This is a genomic window from Actinomadura keratinilytica (assembly GCF_039539665.1).
Classification (GTDB): Bacteria; Actinomycetota; Actinomycetes; order Streptosporangiales; family Streptosporangiaceae; genus Spirillospora; species Spirillospora keratinilytica.
This window is the reverse complement of record NZ_BAABDO010000049.1, coordinates 1-18,469: the sequence shown is the minus strand read 5'-3', so window position 1 is coordinate 18,469 and position 18,469 is coordinate 1. Positions and strand designations below refer to the sequence as shown.

14 protein-coding genes and 1 pseudogene are annotated in these 18,469 nt (G+C 74.9%); 3 read left to right on the top strand and 12 right to left on the bottom strand.

Annotated features, from left to right (window positions below):
- Window positions 1-17 precede the first annotated feature (17 nt).
- The 3 genes from ABD879_RS17050 to ABD879_RS17040 form a co-directional block, all read right to left on the bottom strand.
- Entirely contained in the window at window positions 18-419 is a 402-nt protein-coding gene (locus tag ABD879_RS17050; RefSeq protein ID WP_345022412.1) for an ArsR/SmtB family transcription factor, read from the bottom strand.
- A gap of 56 nt (window positions 420-475) precedes the next feature.
- Window positions 476-1,537: an aminotransferase class V-fold PLP-dependent enzyme gene (locus tag ABD879_RS17045; protein WP_345022411.1), complete on the bottom strand. Its 1,062-nt coding sequence runs from the start codon at window positions 1,535-1,537 to the stop codon at window positions 476-478.
- A 159-nt stretch (window positions 1,538-1,696) separates the two neighbouring features.
- Entirely contained in the window at window positions 1,697-3,076 is a 1,380-nt protein-coding gene (locus ABD879_RS17040) for an alkaline phosphatase PhoX (RefSeq protein WP_345022410.1), read from the bottom strand.
- A gap of 394 nt (window positions 3,077-3,470) precedes the next feature.
- Between ABD879_RS17040 and ABD879_RS17035 the strand changes: the two genes are divergently transcribed.
- Window positions 3,471-4,061 carry a TetR/AcrR family transcriptional regulator gene (locus tag ABD879_RS17035; protein ID WP_345022409.1) on the top strand — a complete coding sequence of 197 codons (591 nt, stop codon included), beginning with the start codon at window positions 3,471-3,473 and terminating at the stop codon, window positions 4,059-4,061.
- A gap of 12 nt (window positions 4,062-4,073) precedes the next feature.
- Here the strand turns inward: ABD879_RS17035 and ABD879_RS17030 are convergent, their stop codons facing one another.
- Window positions 4,074-5,123, bottom strand: a complete 1,050-nt coding sequence (locus ABD879_RS17030) for a helix-turn-helix transcriptional regulator (protein WP_345022408.1) — start codon at window positions 5,121-5,123, stop codon at window positions 4,074-4,076.
- 174 nt (window positions 5,124-5,297) lie between these two features.
- Between ABD879_RS17030 and ABD879_RS17025 the strand changes: the two genes are divergently transcribed.
- Entirely contained in the window at window positions 5,298-7,628 is a 2,331-nt protein-coding gene (locus ABD879_RS17025; protein WP_378272567.1) for an ATP-binding cassette domain-containing protein, read from the top strand.
- 400 nt (window positions 7,629-8,028) lie between these two features.
- Entirely contained in the window at window positions 8,029-8,865 is an 837-nt protein-coding gene (locus ABD879_RS17020; protein WP_345022406.1) for a hypothetical protein, read from the top strand.
- A gap of 19 nt (window positions 8,866-8,884) precedes the next feature.
- On the opposite strand, the gene ABD879_RS17015 is transcribed toward ABD879_RS17020, so the two are convergent.
- From ABD879_RS17015 to ABD879_RS16980, 8 genes and pseudogenes are all read right to left on the bottom strand, one after another.
- The gene (locus ABD879_RS17015; RefSeq protein WP_345022405.1) at window positions 8,885-9,358 is read right to left on the bottom strand and encodes a TIGR00725 family protein; all 474 of its coding nucleotides are present in this window, start codon (window positions 9,356-9,358) and stop codon (window positions 8,885-8,887) included.
- Window positions 9,359-9,363: 5 nt separating this feature from the next.
- Window positions 9,364-9,663 carry a 4a-hydroxytetrahydrobiopterin dehydratase gene (locus tag ABD879_RS17010; protein WP_345022404.1) on the bottom strand — a complete coding sequence of 100 codons (300 nt, stop codon included), beginning with the start codon at window positions 9,661-9,663 and terminating at the stop codon, window positions 9,364-9,366.
- 124 nt (window positions 9,664-9,787) lie between these two features.
- Window positions 9,788-11,920, bottom strand: coding sequence for a mannosyltransferase YkcB-related protein (locus tag ABD879_RS17005; protein ID WP_345022403.1), 2,133 nt, complete (start codon window positions 11,918-11,920; stop codon window positions 9,788-9,790).
- A gap of 10 nt (window positions 11,921-11,930) precedes the next feature.
- The gene (locus ABD879_RS17000) at window positions 11,931-14,282 is read right to left on the bottom strand and encodes an ArnT family glycosyltransferase (RefSeq protein ID WP_345022402.1); all 2,352 of its coding nucleotides are present in this window, start codon (window positions 14,280-14,282) and stop codon (window positions 11,931-11,933) included.
- Complete coding sequence (locus ABD879_RS16995) at window positions 14,279-15,625, bottom strand: bifunctional glycosyltransferase family 2/GtrA family protein (RefSeq protein WP_345022401.1); 1,347 nt, start codon at window positions 15,623-15,625, stop codon at window positions 14,279-14,281. The genes ABD879_RS17000 and ABD879_RS16995 overlap by 4 nt, the downstream gene beginning before the upstream one ends.
- A gap of 135 nt (window positions 15,626-15,760) precedes the next feature.
- The gene (locus tag ABD879_RS16990; protein ID WP_345022400.1) at window positions 15,761-17,221 is read right to left on the bottom strand and encodes a sensor histidine kinase; all 1,461 of its coding nucleotides are present in this window, start codon (window positions 17,219-17,221) and stop codon (window positions 15,761-15,763) included.
- Complete coding sequence (locus ABD879_RS16985; protein ID WP_345022399.1) at window positions 17,218-17,958, bottom strand: response regulator transcription factor; 741 nt, start codon at window positions 17,956-17,958, stop codon at window positions 17,218-17,220. The genes ABD879_RS16990 and ABD879_RS16985 overlap by 4 nt, the downstream gene beginning before the upstream one ends.
- 85 nt (window positions 17,959-18,043) lie before the next feature.
- Window positions 18,044-18,469, bottom strand: a pseudogene (locus tag ABD879_RS16980) (hypothetical protein); the annotation flags it as partial.

The window sequence follows — 18,469 nt, the reverse complement described above, 5'->3', positions numbered from 1 at the left end:
CGGGTCGTTGCGCCGTGTCACTCGTGCCCGGCGTCGTCACCGCGGCCGTCGCCGTCACCGCCGTCGGATCCGCCGCGGTCCGCTGACCGGCGCAGGCGGCGTTCCCGCCGCCCCCGCGCCAGCTCGGTGCCCAGCGCGTCCAGGTGCGGGGTCCAGAACCGGCGGAACCGGTCCAGCCAGGCGTCCACCTCCCGCAGCGGCGCCGAGTCCACCGCGTACAGGCGGCGGGTGCCCTGCGCGCGCACCGTCGCGAACCCCGATTCGCGCAGCACTTTCAGGTGCTGCGACACCGCGGGCTGGGAGATGCCGAACTCGGCCCGGATGCGCTCGGACACCGCGCCGGAGGTCATCTCCCCCTCGGCCAGCAGTTCCAGGATCCGGCGGCGCACCGGGTCGCCGAGGACGTCGAACGCGTGCACGGGCCGAAGCTATCCACCCCGGCTTATTAAAGTCAAGGCTTATATAAGGGGTGGCTTTACCCGATGGTGACGCGGCCCGCCAGCAGCTCCAGCGCGCGGTCCACGTCGGCCTCGGTGGTGTAGAGGTGGAACGAGCAGCGCAACCGCCCGGCCCGCACCGACGCCACCACGCCGTGCTCGCCCAGCAGCTCGGCCGTCCCCTCGGCCACCGGCACCGACACGATCGCCGAATCCCCCGGCTCCAGCCCCAGGCCCGCGCGGAACCGGTCGGCCAGGGCCAGGTTGTGCCGGTGGACGGCGTCCACGCCGACCCGCTCCAGCAGCTCCAGCGCCGGGGCGTGCCCCGCCCAGCACGGCCACGCCGGAGACAGGTCCAGCCGGCGCGCGTCATCGGCCAGCCGCAGCGGCAGCCCGTACAGCGACTCCCACACCTGCGCCCCGGCGTACCAGCCCGCCGCCACCGCCGGCAGCTGCGCCAGCACCTGCGGGTCGCCGGTCAGAAAACACGTGCCGCGCGGGCCCAGCAGCCACTTGTACCCGCCGGCGACCAGCAGGTCGACGCGGTCGGCGGGCAGGGGCAGCCACCCGGCGGCCTGCGTGGCGTCCAGCAGCACCCGCGCCCCGTGCGCGCGGGCGGCGCCGATCAGGTCCTCCACCGGGGCCAGGCGGCCGTCGGCCGACTGCACCGCCGACACCGCCACCAGGTCGACCGTGCCGTCCACCGCCTCGGCGATCGACTCCAGCGGCACCGGCCGCACCCGCAGCCCGGGCCGGGCGGCGAAGGGGAACAGCAGCGAGGTGAAGTCCTCCTCGGCGACCAGCACGGTCGCGCCGTCGGGCAGCCAGGAGGCCACCAGCCCCACGAAGTACGACACCTGCGGCCCGATCGCCACCTGTTCGGCGGGCACGCCCATCAGCCGGGCGAACGCGCCGCGCGCCCGCGCCACCACCTGGTCCATCCGGCCGGTGGTCAGCAGGCCGTCCGCGCGGTCGCGTTCGGCCGCCAGCATCGCCTCGTGCGCCGCCCGCGGCGGCAGCCCGTAGGCGGCGGTGTTGAGATAGGTGACCTTGGGGGCGAACTCGCGCCGCGCCCGCTGGATGCCGATCGGAGCAGCCATGTCCCCGATCATCGGCCGTTGTGCCGCCGCGGCGCAAAACGCCGTCGTCGGGGCCGGCTGCGGCATCGCCGCCGCGCCGGTATACCCGGCCGGCATGCTCGACCGGTGCGCGCGGCCCGGACCGCGCCCGTTCCGACGTGCGGGCGCCCGGGGCCGAGGTCACAGGCGGCGCCAGGGGCCGGTGATGGCGAACGTGGTGCCCGGCTCGTAGACGTTGACGAACATCGTCCTCCCGTCCGGAGAGAACGTCACCCCGGCGAACTCCCCCCACTCCGGCTCGTCCGCGGTGCCGATGTTCTGCCGGTTGCGCGCCATCGGATACACCCGGCGGCCGCGCGTCACCCCGAACACGTGCTGGGCGCCGTCGCCGTCCTCGCACACCATCAGCCCGCCCTGCGGCGCCAGGCAGATGTTGTCGGGCGACTCGCCCGGCGTCTGCACATCGGTGCCGGGGCCGAACACCACCACCAGCGTCAGCCGCCGCCGCGCCGGCTCATACGACCAGACCTGCCCGAAGTGGTCGCCGGTCGATCCTTCTTGGCTGCGGGCGTAGCTGGAGACGAAGTACACCCGGTCGCCGCCCCAGTAGCAGCCCTCCAGCTTCTGGGCGTGCGTGATGCCGCGGGGGCCGAAGTCCTGGAGCCGGATCGGCGTGCTGCGCGCCAGCGGGTCGGGCACCTTCACCCACTCGATCCGCTCGAACACCGTGCCCGGCTCGGACACCACCGACAGGTCCGGCACGTCCGGCACCCGCATCGCCTCCAGCCGCCCGCCCGCGCGCAGGCTGCCGAACCCGCCCCGCGGACGGTTCGGCAGGAACCGGTAGAACAGCCCGAACGGCCGCTGGAAGGCGTCCTCGGTCTCGTACACCACGCCGTCGCGCGGATCGACCGCCACCGCCTCGTGCTGGAAGCGGCCCAGCGCCGTCAGCGGCACCGGCTCGGTGCGGCGGCCGCGCGGGTCCACCTCGAACACGAACCCGTGGTCCTTGGTGTAGCCGTTGGTGCCCGCGGTCTCCTCGGTCTCCTCGCACGTCAGCCACGTGCCCCACGGGGTGGGGCCGCCGGCGCAGTTGACCGCGGTCCCGGCGATCGCCACGCGTTCGGCGCGGACCCGTCCGGCGGCGTCCACCTCCAGTGCGGTGCAGCCGCCCTTGCCCTCGGGGTCGTAGGTCAGCCCGTCGACGGCGGGCACGCGGTGCGCGGCGTTGGGGCGGTTCTCGTGGTTGCGCACCAGCAGCACCTCGCCGGGGCGGCGCCCCGCGAAGGCCGCCATGCCGTCGTGGTGGCTGGGCACCGGGCCCTGCCCCGACCGCAGCGGCTCGCCCTCCCGCGACAGGACCGTGTAGCGGAACCCGCGCGGCAGGTCCAGCACGCCCTCGGGGTCGGGCAGCAGCGGCCCGTATCCGGCCGTGCCGCCGACCTCGGCGGCCTGCGCGCAGCCGGAGAACAGCGCCTCCACGGCGCCGGTGAACGCGATGCCGGCGCCGAGCGTGCCGGAACCTGCCAGAAGCCGCCGTCGGGTGACGGGCACTGCCATGGGTCACTCCGTGTGTGCGTGGCCGACGCGAACCGTTCACCGGGCGGACCCCGGCGGTTCACGATCCGTCGCGGTGTTTGTAACACGGGTGTGCGGCGCGGGCACGGGCGAACATTGCCAAGATCGGTCAAGGTCCGCGCCGGGCGGCGCCGCGGCCCCGGTGGAACGGCCGTTTCGCGTTCGGGCCGTGGTGCCGGCGGCGTCATGGCGTGTCGGACGGGATTGTCAGGAAGGCGGGTTTCGGGCGGTCCGCCTCGCGGACTTTCCTCGACGTGGACGGCACGCGCCTGGGCGGGGCGGGCGGCGGTGTCCGATCGGCGGTGTCCGATAAGGTTCGCAAACAGCCGTTCACTAACACGTTCACCAACGACTGTGCCCCGGGGGGACGCACACCGTGGCGCGACCGCGCACCACCAGCGACGAGGCCATCTTGCAGGCCACCGGCCGCGCGCTGCTGCGGCACGGACCCGGCAGGCTCACCCTGGGCGGCGTCGCCGCCGAGGCCGGCCTGTCGCCCGCCACCCTCGTGCAGCGCTTCGGCTCCAAACGCGGCCTGCTGCTGGCGTTCGCCCGCCGCGCCGCCGAGCACGCCCGCGAGCCCTTCGACCGCGCCCGCCGCGAGCACCCCTCGCCCCTGGCCGCCCTGCGCGCCGCCCTGGCCGCCCTGGCCGCCAGTGTCCGCAGCCCCGAGGAGATGGCCAACAGCCTGGGGTTGTTGCAGCTGGACCTGACCGACTCCGGACTGCGCGAACACGCCGCCGAGCACGCCCGCGCCGTCCGCGAGCAGATCACCGGCCTGCTCGCCCAGGCCGCCCGCGCCGGTGAACTGGCCCCCGGCGTCGACACCGCCGCCCTGGCACGCGCCGTCCAGGTCACCTACAACGGCACCCTCATCCTGTGGGCGCTGGACCCCGCCGCCGCTCCGCTCGCCGATGCCGTCCACGCCGACCTGGACGCGCTGCTGGCCCCCTACCGGGCACGCTGAAGTCCTGCCGCGCTACTTTCGGCCGGCGGCGCGCAGCAGCCTGCGGCCCAGCTCGCCCAGCCGGTCGGCCAGCTCCGGCGGCTCCAGCACCTCAAAGTCCAGGTCCAGGAACGCCACCCGCAGCGCCGTCCACTCCAGCGACTCCGCCCGGGTGCGCAGCAGGCAGGTGCGCTCGTCCACCGGCTCCAGCTCCTGGCCGGTGACGCGGAACCGGTCGGCCAGCACGTGCGCCGGGGCGTGCACCCGCAGCACCGCCCGCACCGCGGGACGCGCCGCCGCCAGCGACCGCCGCACGAACTGCGCCGCGTCCCCGCCCGGCACCTCGCGCGGCGCGAACCGCACCCCCACCGCGCGGGGCGTGCGCATCCGGTCCACCCGGAACGTGCGCCAGTCGGCGCGGTCGACGTCCCAGGCCAGCAGGTACCAGCGGCGGCCCGCCGACACCAGGGCGTGCGGCTCCACCAGCCGCCCGCCGCCCGCCCCGGCCGGGCCGCCGGCGCCTGCGTGCCGCTCGGCGCCGCCTGCGGCGGCGCCCGCGGTGTCGTCTGCCGCGTCCTCTGCGCCGGAGTCCGGGGCGCGGTAGGCAAAGCGCAGCCGCTCACGGTCGCGGCACGCCGCCGCCAGCACCGCCAGCGTCTCCGGCGCCACCACCGGACCCGCCGGCGGCCCGTCGATCGGCACGGTCGCCGCGTGCAGCGCCGACACCCGGCGCCGCAACCGCTGTGGCAGCACCTGCTCCAGCTTGGCCAGCGCCCGCACCGCCGCGTCCTCGATGCCCTCCACCGCGCCGCCGGCCGCCGCCCCCAGCCCCAGCGCGATCGCCACCGCCTCCTCGTCGTCCAGCAGCAGCGGCGGCATCGCCGCGCCCGCCTCCAACCGGTAGCCCCCCACCGGCCCCAGCGTCGCGCGCACCGGATACCCCAGCGCGCGCAGCCGCTCGATGTCGCGGCGCACCGTCCGCCCGGTGACGCCCAGCCGCTCCGCCAGCTGCGGGCCCGTCCACTCCCGCCGCGTCTGCAGCAGCGACAGCAGACGCAGCAGCCGGGCGGAGGTGTCGGTCACCGGCCCAGTATGCCCGCCTGATGAGGACCGGATCCGACCTCATTGCCGCCTAGCGTGGCCACCCGGCCGCCCGCCGGCCGCACCCAGGCATCCGCCCAAGGCGACGACCACGGCGACGACCACGGCGACGACCACGGCGACGACGCCACCGCCCGAGAAGGAGGGGACACCGCCATGCGGGCCGCGCACCGCGACCACATCCTGATCAAAGGCGCCCGGCAGAACAACCTGAAGGACATCACCCTGCGCATCCCCCGACAGCAGATCGTGGTGTTCACCGGGGTGTCGGGGTCCGGCAAGTCCTCGGTGGTGTTCGACACCGTCGCCGCCGAGTCGCGGCGCCAGCTCGGCGAGACCTTCAGCTGGTACGTCCGCAACCGCATGCCCCGCCACGAACGCCCCGACGCCGACGTCATCGACGGCCTCGCCCCCGCCGTCGTCGTCGACCAGCGGCCCGTCGGCGTCAACAGCCGCTCCACCGTCGGCACCGCGACCGACATCCACGCCGTGCTGCGCGTGCTGTTCTCCCGCTGCGCCCGCCCCAGCGCCGGCGAGGCCGCGGCCTACTCCTTCAACGACCCCGAAGGCATGTGCCCCGAATGCGACGGCCTCGCCCGCCTCGCCCGCCTGGACGTGGCCAAGATGCTCGACACGAGCAAGAGCCTCAACGGCGGCGCCATCCGCTTCGCGCCGTTCGGCGTCGGCACCTTCCCCTGGCAGCTGTACGCCGAGTCGGGCCTGTTCGACCCCGACAAACCCCTGCGCGAGTTCACCGCCGAGGAGATGGACCTGCTGCTGCACGGCAAGAGCTTTCGCGTGCCGCGTCTCAACCGCACCGGGGAGATGGGCCACAACGCCTACGAGGGCATCGCCGAACGCTTCCACCGCCTCTACCTCAAACGCGGCCTGGACACCCTGCCCGACCGGCAACGCCGCGAAGCATTGGAAATGGTCACCGACGGTGTCTGCCCGGCCTGCGACGGCGACCGCCTCAACGCCGCCGCCCGCGCCTCACGGATCGGCGGGCACAGCATCGCCGACTACTGCCGCATGGAGATCGGCGAGCTGATCGGCGTGCTGGAGGGCATCGACGACCCCGTCGGCGCCCCCATCGCCCAGGCCGCGATCACCCGGCTGCGGCGGCTGGACGCCGTCGGCCTGGGCTACCTCACCCTCGACCGGCCCACCGGCACCGTCTCCGGCGGCGAGGGCCAGCGCCTGAAGGTCGTGCGGCACCTGGGCTCCAGCCTCACCGGCATGACCTACATCTTCGACGAACCCAGCGCCGGCATGCACCCCGCCGACGTCGGCCGCCTGGGCCGGCTGCTGGTCCAGCTGCGCGACAAGGGCAACACCGTCCTGGTCGTCGAACACGACCCCGGCATCATCGCCATCGCCGACCACGTCATCGACATGGGCCCCGGCGCCGGCGACGCCGGCGGGCACGTGGTGTTCCAGGGCACCGTGGCCGAGCTGCGCCGCGCCGACACCCTCACCGGACGCCACCTGCGCCGCCGCACCCCGCCCAGACGGCACGTGCGGCGCCCCACCGGCCGCCTCACCGTCACCGGCGCCGCCACCCACAACCTGCGCGGCGTCACCGTGGACGTCCCCACCGGCGTGCTCACCGCCGTCACCGGCGTCGCCGGATCCGGCAAGAGCACCCTCATCCACCGCGAACTGGTGCCCCGCCACCCCGAGGCGATCGTGGTCGACCAGTCCCCCATCGCCGCCTCACGCCGCGCCAGCCCCGCCACCTACCTGGGCGTCATGGACCACCTGCGCCGCCTGTTCGCCCACGCCACCGGCGCCGACCCCGGACTGTTCAGCCACAACGCCAAAGGCGCCTGCCCCACCTGCGACGGCAACGGCGTCATCGTCACCGACCTGGCGTTCATGGACCCCGTCACCACCACCTGCCGCGCCTGCGGCGGCACCCGCTACCGCCCCGAGGCGCTGCAACACACTGTGCGCGGCCGCACCATCGCCGACGTGCTCGACCTCACCGCCCGCCAGGCCCTGCAGGTGTTCCCCGAACGGCCCGTCGCGACCCGCCTGCGCGCCCTCACCGACGTCGGCCTGGACTACCTGCGCCTCGGCCAGCCGCTGACCACCCTGTCCGGCGGCGAACGCCAACGCCTCAAACTCGCCACCCGCCTGCACCGCACCGGCGCGGTGTACGTGCTGGACGAACCCACCACCGGCCTGCACATGGCCGACGTGGACGCCCTGCTGGACCTGCTGGACCGCCTGGTCGACACCGGCAACACCGTGATCGTCATCGAGCACGACCTGAAGGTGGTCGCGCACGCCGACTGGGTCATCGACCTCGGGCCGGGCGGCGGCAGGCACGGCGGCCGCGTGCTGTTCACCGGCACCCCCGCCCAACTGCTCACCGCCACCGGCTCCGCCACCGCCGACCACCTGCGCGAAAGCCTCCGCGAACCCGCAGACGAACGCCCATCCGGAGGCGAACACCGAACGGACGCGGCCGTTTCCGCCTGATCCCCCGCGGCGGTCCGGCCACCGTGGCCGCGCCACCGGGCCCCGGTCTGCTCGCCACCAGGGCAACGGGGGCGTCCCTGGGCGAAGAACCCGGCGGTCGGGCCGTCGGCGCCGAGCGCGGCCGACCGCACCACCACGTCGGCGAGGATCCCGCCCTCGCGCAGATCACCGTCGGCGGCGCCGCTGCTTTTGGCGGGCGCCGGACGCCTCACCCGCCCGCGGGATCCGGCCGCAGCGCGACGGGCGGGCCGTGGTGCGCAAACGGTCCCGGTACGCGGCGGGCGGGACGCCGCCCCGGCATGGCGTCCATCGACTTTGGTCGACGGGGGTCGGATCCATCGGCCGATGCCGCCCTCCCCCTGCGTCCGGCACGCTGGACCCAGCCGATACGGGAGGATCAGTGTCCACGACCAAGGGGAGCGTCACGACCGGCGCGGCCGCCGCCGGCCGCTGGCACCTCGACCACGACGGGCATCACCTGCAGGTCGAGACCGCACGCGTCGGCTGGATGCGCGTCGTGCGCCTGTACGTGGACGGCGTCCAGCAGGCCGAGGCCCAGGCCCTGCACCAGGCCAAGTTCCCCTACGGCGACATGTGCGTGCAGGTCGCCTTCGACCCCCTCGGCCTGCTCGACGGCCAGGCCGCCCGCTGCGTCCTGGCTCCGCCCCGCCCCGGTGACGACTCCACCGGCGCCAAAGGCGACACCAGACCCGACACGAAAGAAGACGGCGGAGACGGCGCAGAGAAGGCCGGGCGGCAGGTCCACCCGTTCACGGCACCGGAGGGCACCCGCGCCGCACGCCGCGAACGCCTGGCCCGCGAGCACCCCGCCCTGTACGCCTCGCGGCACGTCGTGGCGGCCACCGCCAAGGTGGTGCTCGGCATCCTGGGCGTCAGCGCCCTGATCAGCGCGGTGGTGCGGCTGCTGCTGTCGTACCTGCCGCGCCCCGACCTCGACCTGCCCGACATCGACCCGCCGGACCCGCCCCTGCCCGACATCCCCTGGCCCGACCTCGACCTGCCTGATGTCACCCCGCCCGGCTGGCTCCAGGCGATCCTCGCCACGGCCGAATACTGGCTGCCGATCCTGATCGCCGTCGGCGTCGCCGTCCACGAGGTCGACCGGCGCAGGAAGCAGGACCGCGCACCCGGCGACCCCGCCGCCCCCGACACCACACGAAAGAAGCACGAAAAGGGCGAGGCGGACGCCGAGGAGCCGGGCGGGCGAAGGTCGTGACGCCGGCGCGCCCGCAAGGTCACGGCCACAGGCCGGTCACCTCCAGGGCCTCGGCGGCCGTCGCCGCCCGCCGCACCGCCTCCAGCGGGCGGCCCTGCTCGTCCAGCACCTGCCAGCCGCCCAGCTGCACCACCGGCACCCCGCCCCGCCGCACCGCCAGCGCCACCTCCGACAGCGTCCCCCACGACCCGCCCACCACGATCACCGCGTCCGCCGCGTTGACGATCACGTTGTTGCGGGCCTCGCCGAGCCCCGTCGGCAGCACCACCGTCAGATCCGCGCAGGCCCCCGCCCGGTCGTCGGCCGACAGCACCCCCACCACCACGCCGCCCGCCCGGGACGCGCCGGCGGCCACGGCCGCCATCACGCCGCCGTAACCGCCGCACACCACCACCGCGCCCCGCTCGGCCAGCAACCGCCCCACCTCGCGGGCCAGCTCCCACTCGGTGCGCGAGCACTCACGCGGCCCGCACACCGCCACCTGCACCGCCACCGCGGCTACCGGGCGCCGTGCCGGGCCGCGGCCTGGTCGATCCGCGCCGCCAGCGCGAAGTCCCGCTCGGTCAACCCGCCCGCGCTGTGCGTGGTCAGCGTGAACGTCACCGTCCGCCAGCGGATGTCGATGTCGGGATGGTGGTCGGCCTCCTCGGCCGCCCGCGCCACCTCGCCCACCAGGTCGATCCCCGCCATGAACGACGGCGCGGTGAAACTCCGGTGGATCCGGTCGCCGTCGCGCGCCCAGCCCGGCAGGTCCTGCAGACGGGCGGCCACGGCGGAATCGTCGAGCCTGTCGGACATCGCTTGCCTCCCCCTCTGCCGCATGACGCGGCCGGACACGCCGGTGGGGACGGTCCCGGTGCCCCCGGGGACCGTCCCCACCGACGTTAACCGCCGTCCGCTCCCGCGTCCCAGAAGGCGCGCATCACCGGGACGTCAGGTCGTAGACGGTGACGCCGCCGACCGTGCGGGCGGTGAAGGCGGCCTGCACCCACTCGGCGATCTTCTGGGCGGCGTCGCTGCCGCCGGCCGCGCCGCCCATGCCGCCGCGTCCCATGGCCGTCCCGCCGCCGATGAAGTAGTGGATCCTCTTCTGGGCGACGTAGTCCTGGAACTGCTTCAGCGTCGGGGCGGGGTCGGTGCCGTTGAACCCGCCGACCGCCATCACCGGCGTGCGGGTGGCCAGCTGGTACCCGGCGGCGTTGTTGGACCCGACGGTCGCGGCCGTCCACCGGTAGGAGCCGGCGTTGGCCTTCAGCAGCGCCACCAGCTCAGCGCTCGGCGTCGGCGAGTTCAAAAGGCCGCCCGGGCCGCCGCCGCGGCCCTGCCCCGCCCCGAAACCGCCGCCGTCGCCGCGGGCGCGACCCGACCGGCCCCCGCCGGGCGCCCCGGCCTGACCGCCTTGCTGCCCGCTTTGCGAGCCGCCTTGCGCAAAGCCCTGCGAACCGCTTTGCCGGCCGCTTTGCGGGAAGCCCGGCGGACCGCCCTGAGGCATGCGCCGCGCACCACCCGCCATACCCCCGGGCATGCCCCCGCCCGGGCCGCCGCCCGGCCGCCCACCGCGGCCGAAACGCCCCGGCCCGGCCCCGGCCGACGGCCCGGCCGTCACGATCGCCCCCGTGTGCGCGGTGGTGACGGTGTCGCGGGCGTAGGCGGCCGGACCCGCCAGCGACGCCACCACGGCCACCGCCGCCGCCACAGCGACGACACGCCCCGGCACATACGCCGCCCCCAGCAGCACCCCGGCGGCCACCAGACCGCCCACCAGCACCGCCGGCGCCAGCCACGGAAGCCAATCGGGCGTGCGGTGCAGCAGCGTGTACGCCCACACCGCCGTCACCGCCACCACTCCCGCCAGCGTCGCCGCGGCCGCCGCGTGCCGGCGACGCGACCACAGCAGCCCCGCCCCCAGACCGGTCAGCGCGGCCACCGCCGGAGCCAGCGCCACGGTGTAGTACTCGTGGAAGATGCCCTGCATCAGGCTGAACACCAGGCCGGTGACCAGCAGCCACCCGCCCCACAGCCCCAGCGACGCCCGCACCCGGTCGGTGCGCGGCGCCCGCCGCACCACCCACAGGCCCGCGACCAGCAGGATCAGCGCGGCGGGCAGCAGCCAGGAGATCTGGCCGCCGTTGGCGTAGCCGAACATGCGGCCCCACCCGGCGTCCTGGTTGGTGTTGCCCAGCCCGCCGACCTCGTTGCCGTTGAGCCGCCCCAGCCCGTTGTAGCCCAAGGCCAGCTCCAGCACGCTGTTGTGCTGCGACCCCCCGATGTAGGGGCGCGACTGTTCGGGCACCAGGGCGACGATCGCCACCCACCATCCCGCGGATGCCACCATCGCGGCCGCCGCCAGCGCCAGCTGCCAGACCCGGCGGCGCAGCGGCGTCGGCGCGGCCAGCAGGTACACCAGGCCGGACGCGGGCAGGACCAAGAACGCCTGCATCATCTTGGCCAAGAACCCCAGGCCGACGCAGACCCCGCACACCACAAGCCAGCGGGTGCTCGCCTGCTCCTGCGCCCGCACCAGCGCGTACGCCGCCACCGTCAACAGCAGCACCAGCAGCGCGTCGGGGTTGTTGAACCGGAACATCAGCGCGGCCACCGGGGTCAGCGCCAGCACCGCACCCGCCAGCAGCCCCGCGGCGGCCTCGACACGCGCGGGGACGGCACCGGCGAGCGCACGCCGCACCGCCGCGTACACCGTGGCGACGGTCGCCACGCCCATCAGCGCCTGCGGCACCAGGATGCTCCAGGAGTTCACCCCGAACACCCGCGCCGCCAACGCCATCGGCCACAGCGCCAGGGGCGTCTTGTCCACGGTGATGGCGTTGGCCGCGTCCGAGGAGCCGAAGAAGAACGCCTTCCAGCTGGACGCCCCGGCCTGCACGGCGGCCGAGTAGAAGGAGTTCGCCCACCCCGAGGCGCCCAGGTCCCACAGGTACAGCACGGCCGTGGCCGCCAGCAGGACCAGCAGCGCCGGACGCGCCCATGCCGGGTCGCCTCCCCAGGACCGTTCACGCGTCCGAGGGACGGTCACGGCCTCCAGCACACTCGCCATGGGATGCTCCTCAGCCCAACCGGTACAGCTGGCTGCTGTCGGTGGACGTCGTCGTGCTCCCCGAGCTCGAGCCGCTGCGCGAGTTGGAGCCGCTGCGCGACGTCGAACCGCTGCCTGAGGTCGAACCGCTGCCTGAGGTCGAACCGCTGCCTGAGGTCGAACCGCTGCTCGAGGTCGAACCGCCGTACTCGCTCGCACCGACCTTCGTGCCGTGCTGCTGCACCCAGGCCGTGATGTCGTCGGTGCCGTCGCCGCCGCGGGGGCCGCCGCCGAAGCCGCGCCCGCCGAGCAGGATGTAGCGGAGCTTGCCCTCCTTGACGTACCTCTGCAGCTTCTCCACGGTCATCGCCGGGTCGCTGCCGCTGAAGCCGCCCATGGCGATCACGGGACGGCCGGTCTGCAGGATGATCGAGGACGCCTCCTGCGCGCTCGACACCGCCAGCAGCCACTGCGCCGACCCCTGGTTCTTCACCAGGTAGGAGATCATCTGCTGGTCGACCATGCCGCCGGGCCCGCCGCCGCGTCCACCGCCGGGACCGCCGGGCATCCCACCGCCGCCGGGCGCGCCGCCGGGCACGCCGGGCGGGCCGTAGCCGGCAGCGGGCGCACCGCCCGAGGACGTGCGGCCCGAGGACATGCCACCGCCGCCCGCGCCCTGCCCCGGCACGGGCATCTGCCGCATGCCGCCGCGAGCATCACCGAAAGCCCCGCCCGGCAGACCCTGCCGGGCGCCGTCAGCCCGGTACCGGAACCCCTGACCGCCCGGCAAGCCCCGGCCGCCGCCGGGACCGCCGAACCCGCCGCGGCCCATCTGCGAGCTGGGACCCGCCAGCGGATTGGTGCCGTTCACCGGCGACGCCGCCGCCGACGCCGCGTACGCGCCCGGCCCCGCCAGGACCGCCACCAGCCCCAGCGCCGGCCCCGCGACCGTCACCGGACGTCCCGCCCGCCGGCCGAACCGCGCGACCAGCAACGCGCCCACGGCCGGCACCGTCACCGCCGCCACCAGCCACCGCAGCCACGGATTCCACTGCGGGGTGCGGTTGAGCAGCACGAACGCCCACGCGCCGGTGACCGCCACACCCGCGGGCAGCACGAACGCCCACGCCGCCGAACGCCGGTACGCCTCGTACAGCAGCACCGCGCCCGCGCCGGTCAACGCGCCGATCGCCGGGGCCATCGCCGTGACGTAGTACGGGTGGAAGATGCCCTGGGCGAAGCTGAACACCACATAGTGCACCGCCAGCCAGCCGCCCCACAGCAGCAGCGCCGCGCGCTGCAGGTCGGTGCGCGGCCGCTTGCGCAGCAGCACCAGCCCCGCCACCAGCGCGATCGCCGACAGCGGCAGCAGCCAGGAGATCTGCCCCCCGACGATCTGGTTGAACATGCGGTCCGCGCCCGCGGCGCCGCCGAAACCACCGCCGCCGCCACCGGGACCGCCGCCGGGGCCGTTGCCCTCGCCGAACACCCGGCCCAGGCCGTTGTAGCCGATCACCAGGTCCCACACGCTGTTGTTCTCGCTGCCGCCGATGTAGGGGCGGTCGTCGGCGGGGACGGAGTCCACGACCGCCATCCACCACCCGGCGGCCACCGCCAGCACGCCGCCGGCCGCCAGCAGGTGCCACACCCGCCGCAGCAGCCCGGGCCGGCCCGCCACCAGGTACACCAGCGCCAGCGCGGGCAGCACCACGAACGCCTGCAGCATCTTGGTGTTGAACCCGCAGCCGACGAACACCGCCGCCAGCGCCGGCCACCGCAGCCGCCCCGACTCGACGGCGCGCTGGCACGCCCAGGCGGCCAGCACCAGGAACAGCACCAGCAGCGTGTCGGGGTTGTTGTCGCGGTTGATCGCCACGGTGATCGGCGTGAGCGTCAGCACCCCGGCCGCCACCAGCGCCGCCACGTGCCCGAACGCGCGGCGCACCGTGGCGTGCAGGACCGCCACCGCCGCCACGCCCAGCACCGCCTGCGGCAGCAGGATGCTCCAGGAGTTGAATCCGAACACCCGCGCCGACAGCGCCATCGCCCACAGCGCCATCGGCGGCTTGTCCACGGTGATGAACGACCCGGCGTCCAGCGACCCATAGAAGAACGCCTTCCAGCTCTGCGTCGCGCTCTTGACCGCCGCCGCGTAGTAGGTGTTGGCGTAGCCGTTCTTCGACAGCCCCCACGCGTACAGCGCGAAGGCCGCCAGCAGGACGCCCCACAGCGCCGGCCGCGACCAGCGCGGGTCGTCCGGGCCGCTCAGGACCAGCCGCCTCAGGCGGCCGGAGCCGCGCGGCCTGCCCGCGCCGCCGTCGGCCGCGTGCCTTGGATGCGGCGCCGCGGGGAAGGTCTGTGTCGAGTGTGCGGGGAAGGTCATCGGGTCTCTTCCGTATCGGGACGGGTCTGGGACGGATCATGCGCGAACACGGCCGGGGCCGCGGCATGCCCGGAGACGGGCTGCGGCGCCGGTCCGGCGGCGGGTCCTGCGGCGGGGGCGGTGGGGTGTCCCAGGCGCCGCGGGTGGAAGATCCAGGCGCGCATCAGCAGGAACCGCACCAGTGTCGCCACGCCGTTGGCGCACACCAGCGCCACCACCTCCACCAGCCGCGACGCGCCGGGCGCCAGCGCGTGCAGCAGCGCCAGCCCGCCGGTGCTCAGCGCCAAGCCCAGCAGGAACGCCAGCCCGCCCTCCAGCTGGTGGCGCAGCGCCCGCCGGGGCCCGGTCACCCCGAAGGTGAAGCGGCGGTTGGCGGCGGTGTTGCCGATCGTGGTGATCACCAGGGACAGCGCGTTCGCCCGCAGCGGCCCCATCACCGTGCGCAGCAGCACGAACAGCACCAGCTGCGCGAGCGTGCTGAACACCCCGATGATCGCAAAGGAGGGGAGCTGGCGGGCCATCCCGGCCGGCAGCCGCGGGGCGGGCCGGCCGCCCACCGGCGCGCGGAACGCGCCCGTCAGCATGCGGCGCCCCACGCGCGCCATGCCCTTGAGGTCGTCCAGCGCGGTGCGCAGCACGTCCACGCGGCTGTCGGGGTCGTCCACCCAGTCCACCGGCACCTCGTGGATGCGCAGCCCGTTGCGTTCGGCCAGCAGCAGCAGCTCGGTGTCGAAGAACCACTGCTCGTCCTCCACCGACGGCAGCAGCGCCTGCACGATCTGCGTGCGGGCGGCCTTGAAACCGCACTGGGCGTCGGTGAACCGGGCCGCCAGCGTCGTGCGCAGCAGCAGGTTGTAGCACCGGGAGATCACTTCCCGTTTGGGGCCACGCACCACCGCCGACCCCCGGGTCAGCCGCGACCCGATCGCCAGGTCGCTGTGCCCGGAGATCAGCGGCGCCACCAGCGGGAGGAAGGCGTCCAGGTCGGTGGACAGGTCCACGTCCATGTAGGCGACGACGTCGGCGTCGCTGGTGCCCCACACGTGCCGCAGCGCGCGGCCGCGGCCTTTCTGCTCCAGCCGCACCGCGCGCACCGCGGGCAGTTCGGCCTCCAGGTCCCGCGCGACGCGCCAGGTGCCGTCGGTGCTGGCGTTGTCGGCGATGGTGATGCGGAACCGGTAGGGGAAGGTCTGTTCCAGATAGGTGTGCAGCCGCCGCACGCTGTGCGCCAGCACATGCTCTTCGTTGTAGACGGGAACGGCGATCTCCACCAGGCGTCCCCGCCCGCCCGGTCCGGGCGGGGACGACGACGGCCCGGCGGGTTCGGCCCGATCGGTGACCATGTGACTCATGGGACTTACGCTGACCGGCCGGTGTGGGAAGGCCCTGAGTCCTTCCTTAACCCCGGATGAGAAAGCCCCGCGCGCCCGGAAACGCCGGGCGCGCGGGGCTTTTCGGGTGGGGCTTTTCGGGTGGGGTCAGTCGGGGCGGGACGGGGAGCCGGGCAGGCGGACGCGTGCCAGCGTGCCTCCCCCGTCGGCCGGTTCCAGGGCGACCTGGCCGCCGCTTTCGTGCACCACCCGCGCCACGATCGACAGGCCCAGCCCCGACCCCGGCAGGCTGCGCGCCGACGGCGAACGCCAGAACCGGTCGAACACGTGCGGCAGGTCCTCGGCGGCGATGCCCGGCCCCTGGTCGCGCACGGTGAGCTCGCCGGCGCTCAGCCGCACGTCCACCGTGCCGCCCGGCGGGCTGAACTTCACCGCGTTGTCCAGCAGGTTCACCACGGCCCGCTCCAGCGACCCGGGGTCGCCGCGCACGAACCACGGTTCGACGTCGGTGACGATGCGCAGCCCCGGGCCGCGCAGCCGGGCGCGTTCCACCGCGCGCGCCACCACGTCGTGCAGCGCCACGATCTCCTGCGACGGCTCCTGCTCGGCGGGGCGGGCCAGCTCCAGCAGGTCCCCGACCAGGCTGGACAGCTCCTGCATCTGCGCCTTTACGTTGACCAGCATGCGCCGCCGGGTGTCCGGCGGCAGCTCCCGCCCGGTCTCGTGCGAGCGCAGCAGCAGGTCGATGTTGGTGCGCAGGCTGGTCAGCGGCGTGCGCAGCTCGTGCCCGGCGTCGGCGATCAGCTGCTGCTGCCGTTCCCGGGAGGCGGCCAGCGCCGCGGTCATGGTGTTGAACGACCGGCTCAGCCGCGCGATCTCGTCGCGGCCCTCGTCGGGGATGCGGGTGGCCAGGTCCTCGGTGCGGGCGATGTGCTCGACCACCTGGGTCAGCTCGTCCACCGGACGCAGCGACGCCCGCGCGATCACCAGCCCCGCACCGGCCGACGCCAGCACCCCCAGCGCCGTCACCGCCACCAGGAACAGCGCCAGCGTGTTCAGCGGCGCGGTGACCTCGTCCAGCGGGATCGCGAACGACACCGCCGCGCGGGTGCCGTCCTCGGTCAGGAACGGGCGGGTGAAGACCCGCACGTCGCGGCGGTTGCCGTCGCCGTCCACGCCGGTGCCGTCGTAGAGCGCCTGCGCCCGCGTGCCCTGCGCGACCTGCACGTCCGCCGACGTCACCGGCAGCGTCCCGGCGCCCGGCAGCGTGCAGGGGGCGCCCTCCTGGGTCACGACCTGCATGATGGTGTACGGGCCGGGCGGCGGCCGCATCTGGCCCTCGCCGGTGACCGCCGAGGCGCACGCGTCCAGTACGAACTCCAGGTCCCGCCGCATGCGGAACGCGGTGCCCGCGCCCGGCCCGTCGGGGACGGGTTCGCGGTCGCCCGCATACGGCCCGCCGATGCCGACCAGCCGCTGGTCGAGCTTGGCGTACAGCTGGTCGCGCACCAGGAACCAGCTCGCCGACGCGCATACCGCCACCGCCACGGCCACCGCCAGTGCGATCAGCAGCGCCAGCCGCCCGCGCAGCGGCAGCCGGCGCATCATGACGCCGATCTCAGCACGTACCCCACGCCGCGCACGGTGTGGATGAGCCGCGGCAGGCCGCCGTTCTCGGTCTTGCGGCGCAGGTACATCACGTACACCTCCAGGGAGTTGGAGGCGGGCTCGAAGTCGAAGCCCCACACCGTCTCCAGGATCTGCTCGCGGGTGAGGACCTGCCGGGGGTGCCGCAGGAACATCTCCAGCAGCATGTACTCGGTGCGGGTCAGCTCCAGCGGGTTGCCGGCGCGCGACACCTCGCGGGTCAGCGTGTTCATCCGCAGGTCGTCGAAGACCAGCAGGTCCTGGTCGCCGTCCGCGCCGGCGGCGGCCGCGGCGGCAGCGGCGGCCATGGCGCTGCGGCGCAGCAGGGCGCGCACGCGGGCCAGCAGCTCGTCCAGCTCGAACGGTTTGACCAGGTAGTCGTCGGCGCCGGCGTCCAGCCCGGTGACCCGGTCGCCGACCATGTCGCGGGCGGTCAGCATCAGCACCGGCATCATGGCGCCCTTGGCCCGCAGCCGGCGGCAGGCGGTCAGTCCGTCCATGCGCGGCATCAGCACGTCCAGCACCACCAGGTCGGGCGGGGTGCGTTCGACCTCCTCCAGGGCGGCGACGCCGTCGGCGGCGCCGGCGACCCGGTAGCCCTCGAACTCCAGACTGGTGGTCAGCGACTCGCGCACCGCGGGTTCGTCATCCACGACCAGGATGCGCGCACCCGCCGCCTGCTGCGTACCCGGCTCCATGCACACACCGTAAACAGCGCACGGCGGTGCCTGCGCACGTCAGCGGCCATTCTCATGGATCTTTCAGGAAGCCTCGGCGGCGCCGTCAGGCGGGGGCGTGCGGCGGCGGGAAAGCGAACGCGGCGGGGCGGTGCGGCGAGGCGGGGCGGTGCGGCGAAAGGGGGCGGCGCCGCAGTCCCGCGCTGTAGCGCGAGGGGTTCCGCAGCGCCCCGACCTTAAGGATCTTCACCGGGGCGGGCGGTGCGGCGGGCGCCGGGGCTTCGATGGCCGCACGGGGCGTCTGGCGGGGCGCTTCGCCGGCCGGTTCGCCGGACGTTGCGCCGGAGGTTTCGTCGACCGGCTGGAAGGGCGCGGGTCCGGCGAGGGAGGCGGTGGCGCGGGCGGCGCGCGACAGCAGGTCGGCGCCCGCGACTCGGCCGTCGCGGCGTGCCGCGGGGCCGGGCGCCGGCCGGGTCGCCGCCGCGTCGCCGCCGCGCACGGCGTCGACGACCACCTCGCGCGCCACTTCGCG

Bases quoted from the DNA above. Each gene is read 5' to 3' on its own strand.
- ABD879_RS17045 (WP_345022411.1), bottom strand. From the start codon at position 1,537: ATGGCTGCTCCGATCGGCATCCAGCGGGCGCGGCGCGAGTTCGCCCCC.
- ABD879_RS17040 (WP_345022410.1), bottom strand. From the start codon at position 3,076: ATGGCAGTGCCCGTCACCCGACGGCGGCTTCTGGCAGGTTCCGGCACG.
- ABD879_RS17025 (WP_378272567.1), top strand. From the start codon at position 5,298: ATGCGGGCCGCGCACCGCGACCACATCCTGATCAAAGGCGCCCGGCAG.
- ABD879_RS17010 (WP_345022404.1), bottom strand. From the start codon at position 9,663: ATGTCCGACAGGCTCGACGATTCCGCCGTGGCCGCCCGTCTGCAGGAC.
- ABD879_RS17005 (WP_345022403.1), bottom strand. From the start codon at position 11,920: ATGGCGAGTGTGCTGGAGGCCGTGACCGTCCCTCGGACGCGTGAACGG.
- ABD879_RS17000 (WP_345022402.1), bottom strand. From the start codon at position 14,282: ATGACCTTCCCCGCACACTCGACACAGACCTTCCCCGCGGCGCCGCAT.
- ABD879_RS16995 (WP_345022401.1), bottom strand. From the start codon at position 15,625: ATGGTCACCGATCGGGCCGAACCCGCCGGGCCGTCGTCGTCCCCGCCC.
- ABD879_RS16990 (WP_345022400.1), bottom strand. From the start codon at position 17,221: ATGATGCGCCGGCTGCCGCTGCGCGGGCGGCTGGCGCTGCTGATCGCA.
- ABD879_RS16985 (WP_345022399.1), bottom strand. From the start codon at position 17,958: ATGGAGCCGGGTACGCAGCAGGCGGCGGGTGCGCGCATCCTGGTCGTG.